Consider the following 23,119-nt stretch of genomic DNA (forward strand, 5'->3'; position numbering starts at 1 on the left):
CTTCAACATTTTCAGAGACAAGTCGAAATTTTTAATAGACAATCTATGCCGGCTTTACCAGTTCTAATCATACGGGGTTTACTGAATGCTTACAAAACAAGAGTTTTTAATCTTATCATTCTCGACGAGAGTGGTTCGATGCAAAGCATCAAGAAAGAGGCTATTGACAGTGTTAATGAAACGGTACAAACCATTCGTTCTGCTGAAAAAAAGAATGAGAATCAGGAACATTTTGTATCACTCGTAACATTCAATGATGATGTTAAGACTGTATATGATTGTGTGCCAGCTAAGGAGGTTAAAGAGTTAACATCAGAAACCTATCACCCTGATTGTTGTACTGCTTTGTACGATGCTATGGGGATGTCTTTCAATGTAATTCGTTCTAAAGTTGGTGAGGATGATCGTGTCCTTGTAACAGTTGTTATCGATGGATATGAAAATGCCTCACGTGAGTACAATAGTAAAGCAATCAAGTCATTAGTGGATGAATTAAAAGGGAAAGGATGGGTGTTTGCTTATATCGGAGCCAATCAGGATGTGGAAAAAGTGGCAGCCTCTATTTCTATAACCAATACCATATCTTTCCAAACTACATCTGCCGGGACTCAGATAATGACAGACCGAGTAAATAGAAGCCGTGAGCGTCTTTATTGTTGCATGGCGAAACCGGATTTTAGTGCAGAGAAAGCAAATGAACATTTCTTTGACGATGAAGCCATAAAATAGTTCATATTAAATGCCCAATATTATGCAAAAGATTTTTTTTATACTATGTTGTGCCTTAGTATTGTTATGTAGTACATCGTGTGAGGAACATATGGATATTGAGCATTACCCTATATCTCAAGATGTAAATGTCCCTAATCCTAAAATTGAAAAACTCATTCAGCAAGCAAGACTGGGAGAGATTGAAGCTTATGATGCTCTGGCTGTTTGCTACCGTAATGGAGATGGTGTTAAGCAAAGTGTTTTCAATATGATGACTATGTATGCACTTTCCTGCAAGAAGAGTGGTAAAAATATAAAAGATATAATCAAGTCTTTGGACGAGAATCATCTTTTGCGCTTATTGATAGATATGTTGGATCATGCCCTTGGTCAAATAATACTGTCTCCATGTTGCCGTGGTGAAATCACCGTAGAGCGGATCAGGTTCGGAATAGGACCATAACGGTACTTTTGCCGTGAATGTGACGGCACCGTTGGCACACGCTCCGCAGTTTCCCCAGTCCTTGAATGCACCTTCCGTCCATCTGACGAATTTCAATTGCTTGGGGTCAATATGGTGGAAGGCCCCTCCGCTGACGCTCAGCCGGATATTGGCGTCCTGCTCCCATACAAAGGGAATATAAGGTTCTTCACAGATGGAAATCCGACCGCTCTCTTCATCATTGTTTTCAATAAGGGCATTGCTGTAATATTTCCCGTATCTGTCCACATAGATGAGTCTGTCACCTATCTGTGGAGTCTTTTCCGAGCGTGTCCTTTCTATCAGTTCCACATAGCCGTTGGCCATATCCACGTCCTGCTGTGTCAGCCAGTGTTCATGATCGTACAGAATGTTCAGTGGCTTGAGTGTTTCCACCGTGTACCTGTTCTTTGTTGCCTGTAACATAACATTTGATTTTTTGTTAGTCCGGCTTCTGGGGCCGGAGTTCCCATAACTACAGGCCTAAAAAGGTCGTGTTCCGTACATGCAAGGCTTCGGGAAAAAATACCGCAAGCCCTCCGGGGCGAGGATGATTTTTTCCACGAACCCGAAGGGCTTGGCCTTGCTTGTACGGGAAGAACACGAATTACCTTTGCCTGTGGTTATGGGGACTCGGCTACGGTATGCTCGTTTTTCCCGATATGTTTTTATTCCGTAAGATTGCAGCCGTTTATATGGCCTTTTCAGAAAGAAATGTTATCTTTGCAGGTGAGATAAAGAGTTATTTGAAAGCATGAGAAATATGGCAGTTCGGAACAGTCCGGCTTTTTCTTATCCATTGCCCGTTCTCGTGCGAGTTTTATTCAATCTGTTGATAGTCAAATAAAACCTACCTGATTACAACAAATATACGAAAAACCTAATGAATTACAAAGTGAAAACACCGTTTTCGACTTATAACCATTAGGTTCTGCAAATATTATATCAAGTTAATAATTAACGATTTATACAATATGTCAAACTAAACTCTCTATATACTCGTTAAGTTTCTTATAGAAAGGATGTTTCGTCAGTGTTGCAACATCTCCCAAAATGATTAGTTTCATCCTTGCACGTGTTATCGCCACATTCATTCGTCGCAAGTCATTGAGGAAGCCAATCTGTCCTTCCTCATTGGCTCTTACAAGACTTATGAGTATTACATCACGCTCCTGTCCCTGAAAACCATCTACGGTATTGACAGTAATAAACTGACGATACGGCTTGAACCATGCATCCTTGCGTATCAGCTGACGGAGATACTGCACCTGTGCCTTGTATGGGGAAATCACCCCCACATCTATACGCTCGTCAAGGAAGCGTTCGCGGCCTATCTTTTCTATATACTCCTTCAGTTTGCCTACAGAAAGTTCAGCCTCCTGCTTGTTTATACGGCCATAATTCTCGCCTATAAACTCTTCGTTGCAGTTCATACCCTCAGTATTTACCCATTCTATCGGGGTATCGAAATCAAGGATACTGCGATATTTCACTTCGGGAGCCGACTGCAACATTCCGCCATAGAACCAGTCGGAAGAGAAACGCATTATCTCATTGTTCATTCTGTACTGCACCTTCAGAAGAGAGACAGCCTGCGGCTTATTTGCCACTATGCTTTGCATCAGTGTATGTCCCAATCCTCCACGTAATGCCACAGGGCTTTTCACTGTAGGAGGAAGCTGGCAATGATCGCCCGCCAATATCACACGGTCAGCCTTGGCAATAGGAATCCAGCATGCAGCCTCCAATGCCTGGGCAGCCTCATCAATAAACAATGTACCGAACTTATGACCAATAAGTACACGGTTCGCACTGCTCACCAATGTACAGGATATGACTCTCGCCTCGGCAAATAATGATTCGTTTATCCTTATCTCCAACTCAGTGGCACGGTCTTTCAGAGAATTAATCTTCAGTCTGATGCTCTCCCTGTCGGCACCTTTACGGTTTACTGAATACAATTCACGGATAGCCTTTCTTATGCTCCACAGCTGTGAATAATCCGGATGCGATTCAAATTTCCTTTCGTATGTAAACGAAAGCATCTTGTCATTCACACGCGAAGGATTTCCTATTCTTAATACACTTACACCCCTATCGACAAGCTTTTCGCTTATCCAATCGACAGCCATATTACTCTGCGCACATACCATCACCTGGTTTTCACGGTGAAGCGTTTCGTATATAGCTTCTACAAGAGTTGTAGTTTTTCCTGTTCCCGGAGGCCCGTGTACAATAGCCACATCCTTGGCATGAAGTACCTTGTTGACAGCCTCTTCCTGAGTGCGGTTAAGCCACGGAAATCTGATAGGACTGAAAGAAAACTCCGATACAGGCTGCTGTCCGTGGAAGATATCACGCAACTCGGCAAGACGGTTGTTCTTTGCACCTATCACGCGGTTCAATGCTTCAAACATCAGACGGTAGGAAGTCTCGTCAAAATACAGCTGCACTCCAAGCACGTCATATCTCTGCAAGGCGATCATGGCATCCGGTCCGGGAAGTATCACTACCATACGGTCTTCGTCCACATAATTCACCGTTGCAACGAAATTCATATATGTCAGTCGCCCGCCGGCATCCTGAGTAAAGAAACATACAGGACGGCCATACTCAAAAAGGTGCTCTATCTCCTTGTCCTCAGTACGGAATATCTCCACCACAAACTGATTGAGAGCATTATAGTAACTTCTTCCCACAGATATAGGATACCAGCACATACCACGCTTCACCTTACGCCCTATACCCATCACTTCCGTCTGCTGACGGAACTGTTCTTTTTCATACTCATATTCCGCCTTAAGCAATTCATAATGATGCTGAAGATAAAGCACCGGAGACACTATATTCGACTTTTCCTTCATTAACCGATTCTTATTATTTAGATGAAGATTCTTCCTTTAGCATTTCAGCGCGCGACTTACTCTGAGTGACAAGATATACACCTGCAAAAATTGATATTGCAGCAATTGCCTTTACCCATCCGAACGATGACATACCCATCAGTATTGCCACGCTAGAGCCTACTACCGGCTGCATATAGTTATACATGCTGACCACAGTAGGACGAAGTGTCTTCTGGCCTACAAGCATAAGAATATATGCAAAATATGTTCCGAAAAGTATCACATATCCTATCTGCATCCATACCTCCATTGGTATCTCGGCAAACTGCATCTCCGAGAAATCCCTGTATGAAAAAGGAATAAAACATATTGCTGCATAGCTGAACATCCATTTCATCAGAGTAAACACACTGTATTTGGATATAAGTTTCTTGAATATTGTAAGATAGCAAGCAAAGCTTATCTGTGCAGTTACACACAATACATCGCCCAACACACTTCCCTCCTTCTCGCTGCCACCGGCATTACTGAGGATAAGAGCCAAAGCACCGACAGATCCTAAAAGAATACCACCGACTTTAAGCGGAGTTACAGGCTCTTTAAGGAAGATGGCAGCCAGTATCATTGTCACGATAGGCATAGTGGTAGTCATGATGGAAGCATCCACCGGAGAGGTAAGCGACAAACCGAAAGTGTAACATCCCTGATTGCATACGATACCAAGCATTGACGCAAAAAACAATAACATAAGATCGCGGGGCGGAACTTCTTCTTTCCTGACAAACAATGATGTTATCCAGAAACATACCGCACCACCTATCATACGCATATTGGCAAGTGCCAGTCCGGAAATACCGGCCTCCATAGCAGCCTTACCTATAGGTGCCATAAGTCCCCACATACTGGCAGCGAACAAAAGAGCCAGATGGGCTTTAAGATTAGAACTCTTCATATCTTTTATACCTTAAAATTATTTTGTTGTGCAAAGTTACAAGATATTTGAAAAATTGGCAGATGACGGTTGATTAATTCAAAGAGATTGATTAAATTTGTTGGATAAGAACGATAAAAGACAAAGAAATGAAGAAACAAGCCGAGTTCATAAAGCGTATTGTCATAAAAGGCCTCTGGGGCAGAAAAGACATTGCATGGGATTTGAGAAAAGATGTCAATATCCTTAGTGGAGTGAACGGTATTGGAAAAAGTTCCATACTAAACAGTTCCGTGAGAAGACTGAACGAGAACAATGAAGTACAGCTCACAAACGGGATAAAGGATATAGTGACATTCACATTCAGTCCGGAGGATGCAGATTTTATACCTTTCGACGTTATCCGCAGTTTCGACCGTCCGCTAATAGATTTCGGACTGCTGAAAAAGATTGGCGACCAGGATGTACGTACGGAATTAGACTGGCAACTATACCAGCTACAAAGACGCTACCTGGACTATCAGGTAAACATCGGCAACAGAATTATTGAACTCCTGACAAGCGGAGATCCTGAAAAGCAGATGATGGCAGCCGAGATTTCAAAGCCCAAAACAAAATTCCAGGACCTGATAGACGAACTGTTTGCCGAGACAGGAAAGAAGATAAACCGCAGAAGCAATGAAATTCTTTTCGAACAGGATGGAGATATCCTGACCCCTTACAAACTTTCGTCCGGAGAAAAACAGATGCTGGTCATCCTGCTGACAGTACTTGTGCAGGACAACGCACACTGCGCACTGTTCATGGACGAACCTGAGATTTCGCTCCACATCGAATGGCAGCAAAGACTTATAACACTCATCAGAAGCCTTAATCCTAACGTCCAGATTATCCTGACAACACATTCTCCGGCACTCATCATGAACGGATGGGTAGATGCAGTGACCGAAGTGAGCGACATTACTACTAATTAAAAAACAGGGGCTATGGGAAAACGACTTACGGAAAACCTTTCATCATTATATATAGGTGCGGCCAACAATCTGAAGCCGAAACATGCAAAAAGGAAGATTGTGGCGTATGTGGAGAGCTATGACGACATATCGTTCTGGCGTGCCCTGCTCTCTGAGTATGAAAACGACAAGGTTTATTTCGAAGTCATGCTTCCATCACAAAGCTCGCTTGCCAAGGGGAAAAAAACCGTACTAATGAACCAGTTGGGAAAACAACTTGGTGAAAACATGATTGCCTGCGTAGATAGTGACTACGACTACCTCCTGCAAGGACGTACCAACACATCGCGCTACATGATAGAATGTCCGTATGTACTGCAGACATATGCCTATGCCATAGAGAATTTCCACTGCTATGCCGAAGGTCTGCATGATGTATGCGTAACAGCTACACTGAACGACCATAAGCTGATAGATTTTCCTGCATTCATGAAGGCATACTCTGAGATAGCATGGCCTCTTTTTATATGGTCGGTATGGTTTTACAGAAGACATATTCTTGCCGAATTCTCACTACTTGATTTCTGTTCTTACGTAAAACTGGATCAGGTAAGTACACGCTATCCTGAACGCAGCCTTGAACATATGGCAAAAAAAGTGGAGAAAAAGCTTCACGATCTTGAACGCAGGCATCCTGAAGCCAGACAGGAAATAGAAGATTTAAAAAGAGAGTTACCCACACTTGGAGTAACTTCCGACAGCACATATATGTTTATACAGGGACATCATATAATGGACAACGTTGTTCTCCGCCTTCTTATTCCTGTATGTACAGTACTAAGGAGAGAGCGTGAACAACAAATCCATGACCTTGCCCTACATAGCCTACAGCTTCATAACGAACTGACGAACTATCAACGTTCACAAATTGGTGTGGAAGTGGTGATACACAAAAATGTCAACTACAAGAATTCACCGCTATATGCCAAAATTCGTGCCGATGTTGAAAAGCTTTTGAAAAGGATTTGAAAAGACTTTATAAAAAAATCGTTTCAATTGGTATAACACATACGTGTTACGCCAATTATCTTTAAGAACTTCTACAATTATCCTTTTATACGAGATAATATCTTTGGGAACTGCCATGCAAACAAGGCAGTACAGCACACAGCAGCCGTCGCATCCGAAATCGCTTCGGCAGCGAATATTCCTTCCACTCCCCAGAAATGAGGCAATATCAAGGCTAAAGGAACGAGAAGGATAACCTTTCTCAACAAGGCTATGAAAATGGAAATCTTAGCCTGCCCCAAAGCTACGAACATGTTCTGACATGCACGCTGCAGACCGAAAATAGACATTCCGGCAAGGAACAGAGGCATGATATGCGACACTGTTTCTATCAGAACCTCATCTTCTGTAAATACAGATGCCACCAGGTGAGGGCATAGTATCATAAAGAGTATCAGCAGAAAGTTGAAACCGAACATGAATGTTACAACTATCCTGAAACATTGCTTCACACGGTCTTTGTTGGCATGACCGTAGTTATAGCTCACAACCGGGATAAATCCCTGAGCAAACCCTACAAGCGGAACACTGGCAAACTGCATGGCACTCTGCATTATGGCAAGTGCACTGACATAGATATCACCAAAATGTTTCAGACTTCCGTTTAATACAAAACCTACAAGACTCTCAGTACTAGCCATAATAAAAGGTGATACGCCAAGAGCGACAACAGAAAGGACAATCTTCTTCTGAAGTCTCATATACCTTCGTTCAAGCGGAAGTGATGCCGAACGTGAAGTAAGGAAACGCAACACCCAGATGGCACTCACAGCTTGCGAAAGGACTGTCGCTATAGCAGCTCCCTTTACCCCCATATCAAGAGTGAAAATGAATATAGGGTCAAGAATGATATTCAGTAATGCACCTATCACTACCGACCACATTGCTATGGCAGGTCTTCCCTGTGAGTTTATAAATGTAGTAAGGCCTGTGGATATCTCTACGAATAGCGTACCAAGCAAATAGACAGAAAGATAATCTTCTGCAAACGGCAGTGTCCTTTCGGATGCTCCGGTGAGTAGAAGAATAGGTTCCATGAAGATGTAAGCTATCAGCGATGTGATGATAGTGAAAAGAATAAGCATCATAAAACCGTTTCCCAATATGCGTCCGGCCCTCTCTCGGTCGCCCTGACCTAAAGCCATGGCTGCAAGAGGAGCACCGCCGGCACCTACTATAGACGAAAACGATGATATGAGTATTACTATCGAGGTAGTGACACCTACCCCGGCAAGAGCCTCTGTTCCTATACCGGGGATGTGTCCTATATAAATTCTGTCAACTATATTATAAAGTAGATTTACAAACTGGGCAGCTACGGCAGGCAGTGCCATACGGAACACCAAAGGTAACATTCTGTCCGTACCCAATCTTTCTTCATAACGATTATTCATTACATCAAACTTTCCAGATTTAGTTCAGTCTTTTTCCTGTAGCCGGAGCTTGTGAATACAGCAACCGGACAACCTTCCTCATCGGTTATACGCACTTCGATGAAAGGTACCTTGGCATGATTGAATGTCTCCACAGCCTCAGCATATACATATCCGCTGCTTACAGCACGCAGAAAAGTGATATTGGCGTTAAGCGAAAGAGTAAGCAGATTGCGACTGTTTGCCACTGCCGCAAAAGCCAAGTCGGCAAGTGTGAACAAGGCTCCTCCCTGACACACTCCTCCACCATTTAGGTGCTTGTCCGTCACTAGCATGCGTGCCTTGGCATAACCTTCGCGTACTTCAAGCAGTTCCACGCCCGCCTCAGCAGCGAAGCGGTCGTGCGAAAGCATATCTTTAAGAGTTTTCATAAATTTGAGTTTACAAGTTCTTAAAATACTAACAACTAAAAAACAAGAACTAACAACTATTATTTAATTATCACCATCGTAGCCCCATAGCCATATTCGCGGAACGAAGCATCCTGACTTAGGCATGTTCTGTACTTACGTTTAAGCTCTTCAAGCAACGCCTTGCGCAGAACGCCGTCGCCCTTTCCGTGGATGAACACTATCTTCTGTCCGGTATTTCTCTTGTATTCCTCCATAGTCTTGCGGAATACATCAAGCTGATAATTCAGCATTTCCGCATTACCCATACCTGTTGTATCATCTAGAAGTGCATCTATATGAAGATCTATTTCAATAATTCCGTTTTTGATTTTCTTCTCTTCCTTGCGCAATACTTTCTTTGGGACGTTGTTTTCTTCTCCTTTTGACAGGATGGCATTCTTTATATCATCGGCATTAACATATACCTGTTTTGCTTCTTCATCGTCTTTCACAACATCATAAATCAATGCCGGTTCGTTGAAGAACTCATTTTCCTGAAATGTATGCAGCTTATAGAACTTCACAGTATCAATTCTTATTTCTGTAGAAACCGCATTTTTGAGCAGGAAAGTACGGTCGTCTTTATATGCAATAATCTGTACAGCGACGTGCTCCATCTCGTTAAGGTCTTTCTTGTCGAATTCCTCAAGCGCCTGTTTCATATTAGGCTTGACAGTACCACGACTTCTCAATGTCCAGCTCTTTCCTTCGGCAGAAAGATAAATATAATCGATGAAATAGTTACTGTCGTTCACAAGGTATGCATCGAAACCGGTAGTTGTGATAGCCTTTATATCATGCGGAACAAAAGCCAGATATACATTAAGCACATCGTTTCCTCTGATTTCAGGCGCACGATACGTGATCGGTCTGTCATCTTCTTCCTCTTCTTCATCCTCTACAGGCGCCTGCTGAGGTTTTGAAACTGACTTCATTGGAATATTATAATCATCGGTTTGAATAACAACACATTCCTTAATCAACATAGGAATTTCGAAACCGTCTTCTCCTTCTACCAAGGCTATATCCTTGCCTTGAAAACCTCTTACGATGCCGCCTCCCACTTCGCTGAGGAAACGCACTTTATCTCCTATTTTCATATTCTTTCAGTATTATAGTTCAAGCAAAAGTAGTTACTTTTAAGCAGATACGAAAGTTTTTTATACTTTTGCAGAAAATATTGAACAAACTACACAGATGGAAGAAACAAAACACATAAAGATAAGCGATTACAACTATCCACTTCCGGACGAAAGAATAGCAAAATTCCCGCTGAAAGAACGCGACAGTTCCAAACTACTGGTTTACAATCACGGCGAAATTGAGGAAAGAGTCTTCACTTCACTGCCGGAATATATCGAACCGGGCTCACTGATGATTTTCAACAATACAAAGGTTATTCAGGCAAGACTGCACTTCAGAAAAGAGACAGGCGCACTGATAGAAATATTCTGTCTTGAACCAATAAAGCCAAACGATTACGTGCTGAACTTCCAGCAAACAGAACACTCGGCATGGCTCTGCATGGTGGGTAATCTGAAGAAATGGAAAGAAGGTCCGCTGCACAGAGAAATGACAGTGAAGGGCAAACCTCTGACACTGACTGCCACTCGCGGTGAATGTCACGGAACAAGCCACTGGATAGACTTCAGTTGGGATAACAGCGAAGTGACTTTTGCTGATATCCTTGAAGTGTTCGGAGAACTTCCTATCCCTCCATACCTGAACCGCGAGACACAGGAAAGCGACAAGGAGACTTACCAGACTGTGTATTCAAAGATAAAAGGTTCTGTAGCTGCGCCAACAGCTGGATTGCATTTCACAGAGAGAGTGCTTGACACACTGAGAAACAAGAGAGTTGACCTGGAAGAAGTGACTCTGCACGTGGGAGCCGGTACTTTCCGCCCAGTTAAGAGTGAGGAAATAGCAGGACACGATATGCACACGGAATATATCTCCGTAAACAGACTGACAATTGAGAAACTTCTGAAACATGGCGGTGAGACCACTGCCGTGGGAACTACATCAGTAAGAACTATTGAAAGTCTGTATTATATAGGAGTTATCCTAGAGTCTAGACCTGAAGCATCGCAGGAAGAACTGCATGTTAAGCAATGGATGCCATACGAAAACGAGACCAACATTACTCCTATTCAGGCTCTGCAAAATATCCTCGACTATATGGAGAGAAATCATCTGGATGCGCTGCATACAAGCACTCAGATAATCATCGCTCCTGGATATGAATACAAGATTGTGAAACGCATAGTTACAAACTTCCACCAGCCACAAAGCACTCTGCTACTCCTGGTTTCGGCATTCGTGAAAGGCGACTGGAGAAAGATTTACGACTATGCATTGTCGCACGATTTCCGTTTCCTGAGTTATGGTGATTCGTCGCTACTGATTCCGTAACAGTGTCATTAGTTCTTAGTTGTTAGTTTTTAGATATTAGGAATATGAAAGATAATAGCGAAGAAATGTTCCCTATAGTAGATGAGGATGGAAACATTCTGTCTGCAGCCACAAGAGGTGAGTGTCACAGTGGTAGCAAGCTGCTGCATCCGGTGGTACATCTGCATGTTTTCAACAGCCGAGGAGAACTGTATCTACAGAAACGTCCGGAATGGAAGGACATACAGCCGGGAAAATGGGATACTGCCGTTGGTGGTCATATCGATTTGGGAGAAAGTGTGGAAATGGCTTTGAAACGCGAAGTAAGGGAAGAGCTCGGAATAGAGGATTTCAATCCTGAACTTCTTACTCACTACGTGTTTGAGTCATCACGCGAGAAGGAACTTGTTTTTGCCCACAAGACTGTATATGACGGAGAAATACATCCTTCAGAAGAACTGGATGGAGGCAGATTCTGGAGTATAGAGGAAATTAAGGCAAACATGGGAAAAGAGGTTTTCACTCCTAATTTCGAAAGTGAATTCAAGAGACTTGGATTTTAATCCAATATCCATATAATTTAAATGGCGTTTAAACAGTATTTAAAAGCTGTTTAAACGCCATTTGACATATTATGACTAATACATTTATCCAAACATCTTGCTTACCCTTTCTATTCCGGCAACAAGAGCATCGACTTCTTCTTTAGTGTTGTATAATCCGAATGAAGCTCGCACTGTTCCCTCTATTCCCAAACGACGCATAAGAGGTTCGGCACAATGATGCCCGGTGCGGACTGCTATTCCAAGGCGGTCGAGCAATGTTCCCATATCGAAATGATGGATATCTCCAACAAGGAATGAAATAACTCCTCCCTTATGTTCCGCCTCACCAAAGATACGCATACCAGGGATTTCTTTCATACGCTGCATGGCATACACAGTAAGTTCATGTTCATGAGCTGCAATATTATCAATTCCTATGGCAGATACATAATCCAACGCTTTTGCCATTGCAGTAGAACCTACATAATCAGGCGTTCCGGCTTCGAACTTGAAAGGCAGTTCATTGAATGTTGTTCCTTCGAAACTTACATTCTTTATCATCTCTCCACCACCCTGATAAGGAGGCATCTTGTCAAGAAGATCTTCCTTGCCGTAAAGTACTCCTATACCAGTAGGACCATAAATCTTATGTGCACTGAACACATAGAAATCGGCATCAATATCCTGTACATCCACCTTCATGTGTGGAATACCCTGTGCTCCGTCTATCAATACCGGAACATTGTGTGCATGAGCTATTGAAGCAATCTGCTTCACCGGATTTATTGTTCCGAGAACATTTGAAACATGGGCTACGGAAACAAGCTTTGTACGTGGAGTAAACAGTTTTTCGTACTCATCAATCAGCAATTCGCCACGGTCGTTCATAGGAATAACTTTCAGAACAATTCCCTTACGGAGTGCCTGAATCTGCCATGAAACAATGTTGCTGTGATGCTCCATAACCGAAACTATAACTTCATCTCCTTCCTTCATGAAGGCATCAGTGAAAGATGAAGCTACGAGATTTATACTCTCGGTTGTTCCTCGAGTAAAGATTATCTCCGATGTGCTGCGTGCATTTATAAACTTACGCACAGTTTCGCGCGATGCCTCATGCAAATTTGTTGCCTGCTGTGAAAGGAAATGAACACCGCGGTGTACATTGGCATTTACAGAATAATACTCATCGACAATTGCATCTACCACACACTTAGGTTTCTGTGTGGTAGCACCATTGTCCAAGTATATCAACGGCTTGCCATATACTGTTCTTGACAGTATCGGGAAGTCTTCTCTTATTTTCTGAATATCGTACATTTTTTGCTAATTAAGAATTAAAAACTAAGAATTAAAAATGAAGAACAGACGGACAACAGAGCCTATTAAGAATTAAGCCAGATGTCACTCATCCGTTTTTAATTTTTTCATTATTAATTATTAATTAGTTTCTTTTTTATTTGAACCACATATCGCACATCCCTGACACTTGTTCAGTTCGCCACGGAATCGTTTCTCAACAAGAAGATGCAAACGGTCTTTTAGTGCCTCCATACGAATCTTGTCGATAACTTCATTGACGAATGCAAACATCAACAACAGACGTGCTTCCTTCAGGCTGATACCACGCTGCTGCATATAGAATAATGCGTTTTCGTCAAGCTGTCCTACGGTAGCCCCGTGAGAACATTTCACGTCGTCAGCATAAATCTCAAGCTGTGGCTGTGTAAACATACGTGCTTCGCGGGTTGCACATATATTACTGTTTGTCTGCTGTGAATTTGTACGCTGGGCACCTTCACGAACAAGTACTTTACCTGCAAATGCACCTACTGCCTGATCGTCAAGTACATACTTGAAGAGTTCAGTACTTGTACAGTCAGAAGCCTTATGATCGATGAATGTATTGTTATCTACCTGCTCGTTCTTGTCGGCAATTGCCATTCCGCAAAGGGTGATTTCTGCACCCTTACCTGCAAGGGTTACTTCTGATGTATTACGTGTCGTTCCGTTATGAAGTGTCATACCGTTAAGCAATACATTGCTGTTCGCTTCCTGATGTACATACAAATTGCTGAAACGTACAGTAGAGTTATGAGTTTCCTCGAGTTCGTACAAATCGAAATAGGCATTCTCGCCTACAAAGATTTCCACAACCTGTGTTGAAAGGAAATTCACATCGTCCATTGCATGGTCGCAAACCAACAGTTTGGCCTGTGCACCGTCTTCAAGGACTATAACTACACGGCGATTTACCATGAAGTTTACATCTGCACGAAGAATATTGACCAACTGTATAGGTCTATCCAATACTACATTCTTAGGAACATACATGAACACACCATCCTGTGCAAACATTGTGTTGAATGCAGTAACACTGTCTTTAGATGTGTCAGCCAACTGTGAATAGTATTTCTTCACCAGTTCAGGATTTTCCTTTGCCACATCTTTCAGGCTTCCGAAAAGAACTCCGGCTGGAAGCTGTGCGGCAGGATTGTCGTGTGTATCGAATGTATCGTTAACCACGAAATAAAGCGAAGTGCTCATATTAGGAACATCGCACTTGAACACTTCATACGGATTTACCGGTATCTCCAGGCGGTTAAGGTTCAATCCGTAGTCCGGTGCAAAGAACTTTGCGACATCCGTATATTTGTACTTTTCAACCTTCTGTGAAGGAAATCCTGCTGCCTCAAAATCGGCAAATGCCTTGGCACGCGGAGCGTTAAGCACATCTGAGCTGTAGCGGCATATCATGGCTTCACATTGGGTGAAAAGGTCTATATATTGTTGTTCTGCTTTCATGTTTTTTTCGTCTCTTTACTCTCCCAATTCTTTCTTAATCCAGTCATAACCCTTCTCTTCGAGTTCGAGTGCAAGTTCAGGACCTGCAGTCTTCACGATACGTCCTTTGTAAAGAACGTGTACGATGTCTGGTTTGATATAGTCCAACAGACGCTGGTAGTGGGTAATAACGATACAGCTTGTTTCAGGAGTCTTGAGCTTGTTCACACCTTCTGCCACGATACGCAAAGCGTCGATGTCAAGACCTGAGTCTGTTTCATCAAGGATGCTCAATTTTGGTTCGAGCATTGCCATCTGGAAGATCTCGTTACGTTTCTTTTCACCACCAGAGAATCCTTCGTTTACAGAACGGTTGGCAAGCTTGCTGTCAAGTTCAACGATTTCACGTTTCTGTCTCATCAGTTTCAAGAATTCACTTGCAGTAAGTGCAGGCAGACCTTTGTATTTACGCTGCTCGTTAACTGCGGCACGCATAAAGTTTACCATGCTTACTCCAGGAATCTCTACAGGATACTGGAATGATAGGAACAATCCTTCGTGGCTGCGGTCTTCAGGCTTAAGACTAAGCAGGTCTTTGCCAAGGAATGTAACAGAACCTTTTGTTACTTCGTATGCAGGATGTCCGACAAGCACATTACTCAATGTACTTTTACCAGAGCCGTTAGGTCCCATTATGGCATGAACCTCACCCGGCTTTACAGTAAGGTTAATACCTTTCAATATCTCTTTGCCGTTAATATTGGCATGTAAGTCTTTTATCTCTAACATATGTATATAAGTTTTGAGTTGTTAGTTTTTAGTCATATTAAAAACTAATAAATTATCCCACACTTCCTTCGAGCGATACTGACAGAAGCTTCTGAGCCTCAACAGCAAACTCCATAGGAAGCTTATTTATAACTTCTTTTGCATATCCGTTCACAATAAGTCCTATGGCATCCTCGGTAGTTATACCTCGCTGGTTACAATAGAACAACTGGTCTTCAGAAATCTTTGATGTAGTGGCTTCGTGCTCTACTATAGCAGTTTCATTATGTACATCCATATATGGGAATGTATGTGCACCGCACTTGCTGCCAAGCAGCAGAGAGTCACACTGGCTATAGTTACGCGCATTATCAGCTCTTTCTGCCACACGTACAAGTCCACGGTATGAGTTCTGGCTCTTTCCGGCACTGATACCTTTACTTACGATAGTTGAACGAGTGTTCTTTCCTAGGTGTATCATCTTAGTTCCCGTATCGGCCTGCTGGTAATTGTTTGTTACAGCTACAGAATAGAACTCGGCAGTTGAATTATCACCGGCAAGAATACAGCTTGGATATTTCCATGTGATGGCAGAACCTGTTTCAACCTGTGTCCATGAAAGCTTGCTGTCATTACCTTTACAGATACCACGTTTTGTTACAAAGTTATAGACACCACCCTTTCCTTCGGCATCACCAGGATACCAGTTCTGTACGGTAGAGTATTTCACTTCAGCACGATCCATTACTACGATTTCAACAATTGCAGCATGCAACTGGTTTTCATCGCGCATAGGAGCAGTACACCCTTCAAGGTATGAAACATAACTGTCATCATCGGCAACAATCAGTGTCCTTTCAAACTGACCTGTATTGGCAGCATTGATACGGAAATATGTTGAAAGTTCCATAGGGCAACGTACTCCCTTAGGAATATATACGAACGACCCGTCGCTGAAAACAGCAGAATTAAGAGCCGCAAAGAAATTATCACGATAGCCAACAACCGAGGCAAGATATTTCTTCACCAAGTCAGGATGCTCTCTTACAGCCTCACTCATGGAACAGAAGATAATACCCTTCTCCATAAGTGTTTCCTTGAAAGTGGTCTTGACAGACACTGAGTCCATTACGGCATCTACAGCCATACCACTCAATGCCATCTGCTCTTCCAATGGAATACCAAGCTTATTGAATGTTTTCAAGAGTTCCGGATCGACTTCTTCCATAGATTTTGGTCCTTCTTTCTTCTTTGTAGGATCGGCATAATATGATATTGCCTGATAATCAATCTCAGGAATGTCAAGATGTGCCCATGTAGGCATCTCAAGTGTCAGCCAGTGACGGTATGCCTTAAGGCGGAATTCAAGAAGCCACTCAGGTTCACCCTTCTTTTCAGAAATCAGACGAACGACATCCTCATTAAGTCCTTTTTCTATTATATCTGTATGAACATCGGTAGTGAAACCATATTTATATTTCTCCTGCGTCAGTTCCTTTACATATTTATTAGGTTCTTCTTGCATATGTAATTATATTATATCTGTTTGAATAATCTCATTTGTCACATTTTTTAATGTCGGTATAAAGAGACCTGAAAGTTCCTTTACCGGATAATATAACAAAGAAGACTGCTTAACTGTTCGATTTATAAGTTCATCTTTACTGTCAATATATTCTAAAAAGCTTATGGCAAGGCTTACGATGAAGGCATATTTCAACGCTCCTAGCAACGCCCCCAACAATCTGTTTACTATCCCGAGATGGACTATCTCCAAAGCCTTGGTAAGCATGGAAGCCAATATGAGAAACACTACGGGAACCAGTATCCAGATCATAAAAAAAGCTATGACTTGTGCCACTGAAACCGTTGTCCCCAGTTCTACAGCCAACTTCTCTCCCAATTGCGAGAACAGAGCACGTGCCAGAAGCAATCCAGCTATGAGTCCAACTATGGTAGCAGCCTGTTTTACCGCTCCCTTCATAAATCCAAACACCACCCCAAGGGCTATAATGGCTATAATTATCCAATCCAAAACACTTAAATTAAAAGGCAAAGCTTCAAGAATCATTACTTTAGATGTTTTTTTTGAAACAATAAAGATGGAGAGTTTATAAACAAAGAATGAAAAATGAAGAATGAACCTGACAGAAGTGCCTTTTTCATTCCTCACTTTTCACTCTGAAAAACTGTTATTATAGTGTCTGTTTTACTTCTACTTCTTCGTAAGTTTCGATAATGTCACCCACTTTAATATCATTACAGTTAGTGAGGCTGATACCACATTCGAAGTTTGTACCTACTTCCTTGACATCATCCTTGAAGCGTTTCAAGGCATTGATAGAACCTGTAAATACTACAATACCATCGCGGATAAGGCGAGCCTTGTCAGTACGTTTAACCTTACCTGTCTTGACCATAGCTCCGGCAACCTGTCCAACCTTGCTGATATTGAACACTTCGCGAACTTCGATAGTTGCAGTAACCTGTTCTTTCAATGTAGGAGCAAGCATACCTTCCATTGCGGCCTTGACTTCTTCGATAGCGTCATAAATGATAGAATACTTACGTATATCCACACCTTCCTGTTCTGCAAGTTTGGCAGCATTGCTTGAAGGACGTACCTGGAAACCAACGATGATAGCATCGGAAGCAGCAGCCAATGAAACGTCTGATTCTGAGATCTGACCAACTCCCTTATGTATAACATTAACCTGTATCTGTTCTGTTGACAACTTGATAAGTGAGTCGCTCAATGCTTCTACAGAACCGTCAACGTCACCCTTAACGATGATATTAAGTTCATGGAAGTCTCCCAATGCAAGACGACGTCCAACTTCATCAAGAGTAAGCATCTTCTGTGTACGCAATCCCTGTTCACGGGCCAGCTGTTCACGCTTATTGGCAATTTCACGAGCTTCCTGGTCTGTATCAAATACGTGGAATGTATCACCTGCAGCAGGAGCACCGTTAAGACCAAGTATCAATACTGGTTCTGCAGGACCTGCTTCTTTCATACGCTGGTTACGTTCGTTGAACATAGCCTTAACCTTACCGTATGATGTACCTGCCAATACGATATCACCCACATGCAATGTACCGTTAGACACAAGAACCGTAGCTACATATCCACGTCCCTTATCCAAAGAAGATTCAATGATAGAACCTGTTGCCTTACGGTTAGGATTTGCTTTAAGGTCAAGCATTTCAGCTTCAAGCAATACTTTTTCCAACAAATCTTTAACACCAAGACCTGTCTTTGCAGAGATATCCTGCGACTGGTATTTTCCTCCCCATTCTTCAACAAGGAAGTTCATGTTGGCAAGTTCTTCTTTTATCTTGTCAGGATTAGCATTAGGCTTATCCACCTTATTGATTGCAAATACGATAGGTACTCCGGCAGCCATAGCGTGATTTATTGCTTCCTTAGTCTGAGGCATCACGTTATCATCGGCAGCAACGATAATGATTACAACGTCAGTAACCTTAGCACCACGGGCACGCATCGCAGTAAATGCCTCATGTCCCGGAGTATCAAGGAATGTGATACGACGTCCGTCATCCAACTTCACATTATAAGCACCAATGTGCTGAGTGATACCACCTGCTTCACCGGCAATTACATTAGCCTTACGTATATAGTCAAGCAAAGATGTCTTACCGTGGTCAACGTGTCCCATCACAGTAACGATTGGAGCACGTGGCTGCAGATCTTCTTCAGCATCGGCTTCTTCTTCAATAGCCTGTGCTACTTCTGCACTTACATATTCTGTTTTGTATCCGAACTCTTCAGCCACCAGATTAATAGTCTCAGCATCAAGACGCTGGTTGATGGAAACCATAATACCAACGCTCATACATGTAGAGATAACCTGAGTAACAGATATATCCATCATATTGGCAAGCTCATTTGCAGTAACGAACTCTGTAAGTTTAAGCACTTTGCTCTCTTCCATTTCAAGTTCTTCCTGCTCCATCTGACGGTTCTGGATACTTTCACGTTTCTCCTTACGGTATTTAGCAGCTTTATTTTTACCTTTATTTGTAAGACGTGCAAGAGTTTCCTTCACCTGTTTAGCAACATCTTCATCACTAACTTCTTGTTTAACAACAGGTTTCTTGAATTTATCCTTACCAGCATTCTTGCCTCCACCCTGGTTCTTTCCGGATTTCTCACCTTTTGGATTAGCTCCGTGAGGCTGAGTAGCCTGAGTGCTGTAAATATCTACACGTTCTTTATTTATTCTGTTACGTTTCTTCTTCTTAGACCCGTCATCCTGTCCGCCTTTTTCTGATTTCTCATCACTCTTGCGTATTTCCTTGATAATAGCATCTTTCATCTGCTTACGCTGTTCCTGACGCATCTTATCCTTTTCTTCCCTTTCCTTACGCTTTTCTTCTTTCGATTTCTTTTTAGGGCGTGTTGACTGGTTAAGTGCAGCCAAGTCTATCTGGCCGACAACATTAATCTTTGATTTAAACTCTGTAGGACGTATTTTAAAGACCTCGTCATCATTTTTCAGGTCATTCACTAATTTTTCAGCTTCTTCTTTTTTTTCTTCCATCGGCTTATTAGTCACTTCGTCTGCATTAGCATCCTTCTGTTTGGTTTCTTTTTCTTCAATTACTACAGGTTTCTGTTCTTGCGGTTCTTCTTTATTTACAGTTTCAACTACAGGTTCCGCCTTAACTTCCTCCTTAACTATATTTTCAGTCTCTACACTATTGCCAGCTTCGTTCTTGGTAGGTTCCGGCATAGATGGCTTACTTTTCCTTTTATTGAGGCTGTCCAAATCAATCTTACCTATCGGTTTGAATTTTTGACGCACCTCTTCGGCTGCTACAGTCTCCGCTTTGACTACATCATCTGCGATGTCGTCGATAGAAACCGAAGCCTTATTTTTCTCTTTATTCTGGCGTTCTTGAATAATCTTCTCAGATTTAATCTTCAAATCCTTGTCTTTATTGAACTCTTTTACCAGTTCTGCATACTGTTCTTCTGTAATTTTTGTATTAGGATTAGCTTCTACACTGTATCCTTTTTTCTGCAAGAAGTCAACAGCTGTTGCTATCCCTACATTCAAATCTCTTGCTACTTTATTAAGTCTTATCGTCATATCAGTTAAATTAAGGATTAAAAAAAAATAATTAAGGCAGAACAGGCATTCAATAAAATAAAGAATGAACAAGCAAAACCTGCACATTCTTTATTATAAGTTCATTATTATTCAAACTCCGCCTTCAAAATACGCAACACATCATCTACAGTATTCTCCTCAAGGTCAGCTTTTTCAATAAGCATTTCCCTCGGAGCGTTCAATACACCTTTGGCTGTATCGATACCTATGCTCTTAATAGCATTGATAACCCATTCGTCAATTTCATCTTTAAATTCATCAAGATAAATATCATCCTCCATTGCATTTTCATCAAGTTCACGATAGACATCAATGGTATATTCAGTAAGCATACTGGCAAGTTTAATATTCATACCGCCCTTACCTATGGCCAAAGATACTTCTTCAGGCTTCAAATAAACCTCTGCTCGTTTTTCATCTTCATGCATTACGATTGAAGATATCTTTGCAGGGCTTAAAGCACGCTGAATAAACAACTGTATATTTGATGTATAGTTAATAACGTCTATATTCTCATTACGCAATTCACGTACTATACCGTGTATTCTGGAACCTTTTACTCCTACACATGCGCCAACCGGATCTATTCTTTCATCATATGATTCCACTGCAATTTTTGCTCTTTCACCAGGAATTCGGGCAATCTTCTTGATAGTAATGATACCATCATTGATTTCAGGAACTTCCTGTTCGAACAATCTCTGCAAGAAGACTGGAGAAGTACGGCTCAAAATAATCTTTGGATTATTATTTCTATTATCAACTCTTGCTACAACGGCACGGGCTGTTTCACCTTTTCTATAGAAATCTCCAGGTATCTGTTCAGTCTTTGGCAAAAGCAGCTCGTTGCCTTCGTCATCAAGCATAAGGATTTCTTTCTTCCAGATCTGATATACTTCTGCACTGACTACTTTTCCTACCTGTTCTATATATTTATTATACAGACTATCCTTTTCCAATTCAAGTATTTTTGAAGCTAAGGTCTGTCTAAGATTCAAAATAGCTCTACGTCCGAACTTTTCAAAAATGACTTCATCCGTAACTTCTTCTCCCACTTCATAAGAAGCATCTATTTTTCTTGCTTCTGTAAGCGAAATTTGTCTGTTTGGGTTATTGAAATCTTCGTCAGCCACTACCTCACGGTTACGCCAAATTTCAAAATCACCCTTGTCAGGATTAACTATAACATCATAATTCTCATCCGAACCGAACATTTTGGCAATAACACTACGGAACGATTCTTCCAAAACTCCCACCATCGTGGTGCGGTCAATGTTCTTCAGCTCCTTGAACTCCGAAAACGTGTCAATCAAGCTTACAGTTTCCTCTTTCTTGGCCATAATATTATTTGAAGCTAATTAAATATTTTGTGTACTTTATTTCGTCATAAGTGAATGTAATCAACTGATCCACCAATTTGGGGCGCTTACTTCCTTCCGGTTTAATTTTAGTCTGTACTGTAAGAGTGAATTTTGAGTCATCGACATCTGTAAGTACTCCCTTGTACTTTTTACCATCATTTGTCAACACCTCAACTTCTTTTCCTTTATGAATGACATATTGCTGGAGAACTTTAAAAGGCTGCCCAATACCAGCCGATCCTACCTCCAACTCATAGTCTTCCTCATCCCTGTTGAGATTTGATTCTATGTATCTGCTCAATTCAACACAATCGTCAATCCAAACCCCTTCAGCATGGTCTATTTCAACTACTATCTTGTCATCAGGACTGACAGTTACGTCCACCAGAAAATAATCCTTACCTTCCAGCCACTGTAATACAATACCGGTTACTACGTTTTTATCTATCATTGGTAATATTTTAAGAACAAAAAAGAGGAGCTTAATTGCCCCTCCACCTTTCATCCATATCGCACGCAAAGATATAAATATTATATTGCACTACAAAATATTAATACTTTTTTTATTCATTTACTAGTTCATAATCTTTTATATTCACAAATATTTCACTTATAAATATGGTACTTACCATAGATTTGTAAACCTTATAAAGCCCATATCCCACCTATTATTTTATATAAATGAAATTATAAAGTATTTTTTTACGCAAAATGTTTGCATATTAAAATAAAATGCGTACCTTTGCAACCGCAAACGAGAAATAACGGTGCCATAGCTCAGTTGGTAGAGCAAAGGACTGAAAATCCTTGTGTCCCCGGTTCGATTCCTGGTGGCACCACTTTGAAGAAAAGCAAAAGACATTAAAATCCTGATTTCCAAGCGAAATCGGGATTTTTTGTTTTCCCCAGACAAGCAAAAAAAATATTGTTTCGATTCAAAATAGGGGATCTACGTAAAAACGGAAGACCATACATCATTACATAAGCATCACTGTTTTTTGCAAATATACGGTTTTGCGGCTTATTATCCGTATGAAACTGCGAAATCAGTATTTCTCAGTATTCTATATATGATTTATTATTACCACATCATACAGACGCATATTAAATTTTTAGATTGGAACAGTCTGCTTATTATGTATTCTCGTAATTTTTTTACCGTAATGACATCTATCGTTTTTTCCGTTGTTCATCCGCAACCTTCGTGCAGAGAAAGTCTAAACCGTATAAACGCAAAAAATCCCCGAAGTATCTCTACCTCGAGGATCTCTCTTTCTAAGACGGCGACTACCTACTCTCCCACAATATGCAGTA

General features: G+C 41.5%; 18 protein-coding genes, 1 tRNA gene and 1 pseudogene. 6 read left to right on the forward strand and 14 right to left on the reverse strand.

Annotated features, from left to right (window positions below; genetic code table 11):
• Nucleotides 1-729 (forward strand): vWA domain-containing protein (locus tag OCV82_RS14725; RefSeq protein WP_262543840.1); only part of this gene is annotated, 729 nt, incomplete at its 5' end.
• A 367-nt stretch (nt 730-1,096) separates the two neighbouring features.
• Here the strand turns inward: OCV82_RS14725 and OCV82_RS14730 are convergent.
• The 3 genes and pseudogenes from OCV82_RS14730 to OCV82_RS14740 form a co-directional block, all read right to left on the reverse strand.
• Nucleotides 1,097-1,618 (reverse strand): annotated as a pseudogene (locus OCV82_RS14730) (DUF4121 family protein); the annotation flags it as partial.
• 551 nt (nt 1,619-2,169) lie between these two features.
• Nucleotides 2,170-4,056, reverse strand: a complete 1,887-nt coding sequence (locus OCV82_RS14735) for an AAA domain-containing protein (RefSeq protein WP_154045111.1) — start codon at nt 4,054-4,056, stop codon at nt 2,170-2,172.
• Between the two features lie 13 nt (nt 4,057-4,069).
• Complete coding sequence (locus OCV82_RS14740) at nt 4,070-4,990, reverse strand: DMT family transporter (RefSeq protein ID WP_154045112.1); 921 nt, start codon at nt 4,988-4,990, stop codon at nt 4,070-4,072.
• 128 nt (nt 4,991-5,118) lie between these two features.
• On the opposite strand from OCV82_RS14740, the gene OCV82_RS14745 reads away from it, so the two are divergent.
• Together OCV82_RS14745 and OCV82_RS14750 are read left to right on the forward strand one after the other, a co-directional pair.
• Complete coding sequence (locus OCV82_RS14745) at nt 5,119-5,943, forward strand: AAA family ATPase (RefSeq protein WP_154045113.1); 825 nt, start codon at nt 5,119-5,121, stop codon at nt 5,941-5,943.
• Between the two features lie 12 nt (nt 5,944-5,955).
• Nucleotides 5,956-6,951 (forward strand): DUF4435 domain-containing protein, encoded by a 996-nt coding sequence (locus OCV82_RS14750; protein WP_154045114.1) that lies wholly within the window; start codon nt 5,956-5,958, stop codon nt 6,949-6,951.
• A 77-nt stretch (nt 6,952-7,028) separates the two neighbouring features.
• Here the strand turns inward: OCV82_RS14750 and OCV82_RS14755 are convergent, their stop codons facing one another.
• From OCV82_RS14755 to OCV82_RS14765, 3 genes are read right to left on the reverse strand one after another with little or no spacing between them, the layout of a single operon-like run.
• Nucleotides 7,029-8,384 (reverse strand): MATE family efflux transporter, encoded by a 1,356-nt coding sequence (locus OCV82_RS14755; protein WP_154045115.1) that lies wholly within the window; start codon nt 8,382-8,384, stop codon nt 7,029-7,031.
• On the reverse strand, nt 8,384-8,794 hold the full coding sequence (locus OCV82_RS14760; protein WP_154045116.1) for a PaaI family thioesterase: 411 nt from the start codon (nt 8,792-8,794) through the stop codon (nt 8,384-8,386). Before OCV82_RS14760 ends, OCV82_RS14755 begins: the two co-directional genes overlap by 1 nt.
• A 59-nt stretch (nt 8,795-8,853) precedes the next feature.
• Nucleotides 8,854-9,915: a DUF2027 domain-containing protein gene (locus tag OCV82_RS14765; protein ID WP_154045117.1), complete on the reverse strand. Its 1,062-nt coding sequence runs from the start codon at nt 9,913-9,915 to the stop codon at nt 8,854-8,856.
• A gap of 97 nt (nt 9,916-10,012) precedes the next feature.
• Between OCV82_RS14765 and OCV82_RS14770 the strand changes: the two genes are divergently transcribed.
• Nucleotides 10,013-11,230, forward strand: coding sequence for an S-adenosylmethionine:tRNA ribosyltransferase-isomerase (locus OCV82_RS14770; RefSeq protein WP_154045118.1), 1,218 nt, complete (start codon nt 10,013-10,015; stop codon nt 11,228-11,230).
• A 44-nt stretch (nt 11,231-11,274) separates the two neighbouring features.
• Nucleotides 11,275-11,772, forward strand: a complete 498-nt coding sequence (locus OCV82_RS14775; RefSeq protein WP_154045119.1) for an NUDIX hydrolase — start codon at nt 11,275-11,277, stop codon at nt 11,770-11,772.
• Between the two features lie 84 nt (nt 11,773-11,856).
• Here OCV82_RS14775 and OCV82_RS14780 read toward each other — a convergent pair whose 3' ends face one another.
• From OCV82_RS14780 to rimP, 8 genes are all read right to left on the reverse strand, one after another.
• Nucleotides 11,857-13,074 carry an aminotransferase class V-fold PLP-dependent enzyme gene (locus OCV82_RS14780; protein ID WP_154045120.1) on the reverse strand — a complete coding sequence of 406 codons (1,218 nt, stop codon included), beginning with the start codon at nt 13,072-13,074 and terminating at the stop codon, nt 11,857-11,859.
• Between the two features lie 120 nt (nt 13,075-13,194).
• Entirely contained in the window at nt 13,195-14,559 is a 1,365-nt protein-coding gene (sufD, locus tag OCV82_RS14785) for a Fe-S cluster assembly protein SufD (RefSeq protein ID WP_154045121.1), read from the reverse strand.
• Nucleotides 14,560-14,574: 15 nt separating this feature from the next.
• Entirely contained in the window at nt 14,575-15,327 is a 753-nt protein-coding gene (sufC, locus tag OCV82_RS14790) for a Fe-S cluster assembly ATPase SufC (protein WP_154045122.1), read from the reverse strand.
• Between the two features lie 52 nt (nt 15,328-15,379).
• The gene (sufB, locus tag OCV82_RS14795) at nt 15,380-16,831 is read right to left on the reverse strand and encodes a Fe-S cluster assembly protein SufB (RefSeq protein ID WP_154045123.1); all 1,452 of its coding nucleotides are present in this window, start codon (nt 16,829-16,831) and stop codon (nt 15,380-15,382) included.
• 6 nt (nt 16,832-16,837) lie between these two features.
• A complete protein-coding gene (locus OCV82_RS14800; protein WP_154045124.1) occupies nt 16,838-17,377 on the reverse strand; it encodes a CvpA family protein in 540 nt (179 codons plus the stop codon).
• 124 nt (nt 17,378-17,501) lie between these two features.
• A complete protein-coding gene (infB, locus tag OCV82_RS14805; RefSeq protein WP_154045125.1) occupies nt 17,502-20,423 on the reverse strand; it encodes a translation initiation factor IF-2 in 2,922 nt (973 codons plus the stop codon).
• 107 nt (nt 20,424-20,530) lie between these two features.
• Complete coding sequence (gene nusA / locus OCV82_RS14810; RefSeq protein WP_154045126.1) at nt 20,531-21,784, reverse strand: transcription termination factor NusA; 1,254 nt, start codon at nt 21,782-21,784, stop codon at nt 20,531-20,533.
• A gap of 4 nt (nt 21,785-21,788) precedes the next feature.
• Complete coding sequence (gene rimP / locus OCV82_RS14815) at nt 21,789-22,256, reverse strand: ribosome assembly cofactor RimP (RefSeq protein WP_154045127.1); 468 nt, start codon at nt 22,254-22,256, stop codon at nt 21,789-21,791.
• A gap of 315 nt (nt 22,257-22,571) precedes the next feature.
• Between rimP and OCV82_RS14820 the strand changes: the two genes are divergently transcribed.
• Nucleotides 22,572-22,644: transfer RNA gene (locus OCV82_RS14820), tRNA-Phe, on the forward strand.
• Nucleotides 22,645-23,119: the final 475 nt, after the last annotated feature.

Source organism: Bacteroides cellulolyticus (assembly GCF_025567135.1).
GTDB lineage: Bacteria > Bacteroidota > Bacteroidia > Bacteroidales > Bacteroidaceae > Phocaeicola > Phocaeicola cellulolyticus.

Coding starts and splice junctions, on each gene's coding strand:
- OCV82_RS14735 (WP_154045111.1), bottom strand. CDS start 4,056: ATGAAGGAAAAGTCGAATATAGTGTCTCCGGTGCTTTATCTTCAGCAT.
- OCV82_RS14740 (WP_154045112.1), bottom strand. CDS start 4,990: ATGAAGAGTTCTAATCTTAAAGCCCATCTGGCTCTTTTGTTCGCTGCC.
- OCV82_RS14745 (WP_154045113.1), top strand. CDS start 5,119: ATGAAGAAACAAGCCGAGTTCATAAAGCGTATTGTCATAAAAGGCCTC.
- OCV82_RS14750 (WP_154045114.1), top strand. CDS start 5,956: ATGGGAAAACGACTTACGGAAAACCTTTCATCATTATATATAGGTGCG.
- OCV82_RS14755 (WP_154045115.1), bottom strand. CDS start 8,384: ATGAATAATCGTTATGAAGAAAGATTGGGTACGGACAGAATGTTACCT.
- OCV82_RS14760 (WP_154045116.1), bottom strand. CDS start 8,794: ATGAAAACTCTTAAAGATATGCTTTCGCACGACCGCTTCGCTGCTGAG.
- OCV82_RS14765 (WP_154045117.1), bottom strand. CDS start 9,915: ATGAAAATAGGAGATAAAGTGCGTTTCCTCAGCGAAGTGGGAGGCGGC.
- OCV82_RS14770 (WP_154045118.1), top strand. CDS start 10,013: ATGGAAGAAACAAAACACATAAAGATAAGCGATTACAACTATCCACTT.
- OCV82_RS14775 (WP_154045119.1), top strand. CDS start 11,275: ATGAAAGATAATAGCGAAGAAATGTTCCCTATAGTAGATGAGGATGGA.
- OCV82_RS14780 (WP_154045120.1), bottom strand. CDS start 13,074: ATGTACGATATTCAGAAAATAAGAGAAGACTTCCCGATACTGTCAAGA.
- sufD (WP_154045121.1), bottom strand. CDS start 14,559: ATGAAAGCAGAACAACAATATATAGACCTTTTCACCCAATGTGAAGCC.
- sufC (WP_154045122.1), bottom strand. CDS start 15,327: ATGTTAGAGATAAAAGACTTACATGCCAATATTAACGGCAAAGAGATA.
- sufB (WP_154045123.1), bottom strand. CDS start 16,831: ATGCAAGAAGAACCTAATAAATATGTAAAGGAACTGACGCAGGAGAAA.
- OCV82_RS14800 (WP_154045124.1), bottom strand. CDS start 17,377: ATGATTCTTGAAGCTTTGCCTTTTAATTTAAGTGTTTTGGATTGGATA.
- infB (WP_154045125.1), bottom strand. CDS start 20,423: ATGACGATAAGACTTAATAAAGTAGCAAGAGATTTGAATGTAGGGATA.
- nusA (WP_154045126.1), bottom strand. CDS start 21,784: ATGGCCAAGAAAGAGGAAACTGTAAGCTTGATTGACACGTTTTCGGAG.
- rimP (WP_154045127.1), bottom strand. CDS start 22,256: ATGATAGATAAAAACGTAGTAACCGGTATTGTATTACAGTGGCTGGAA.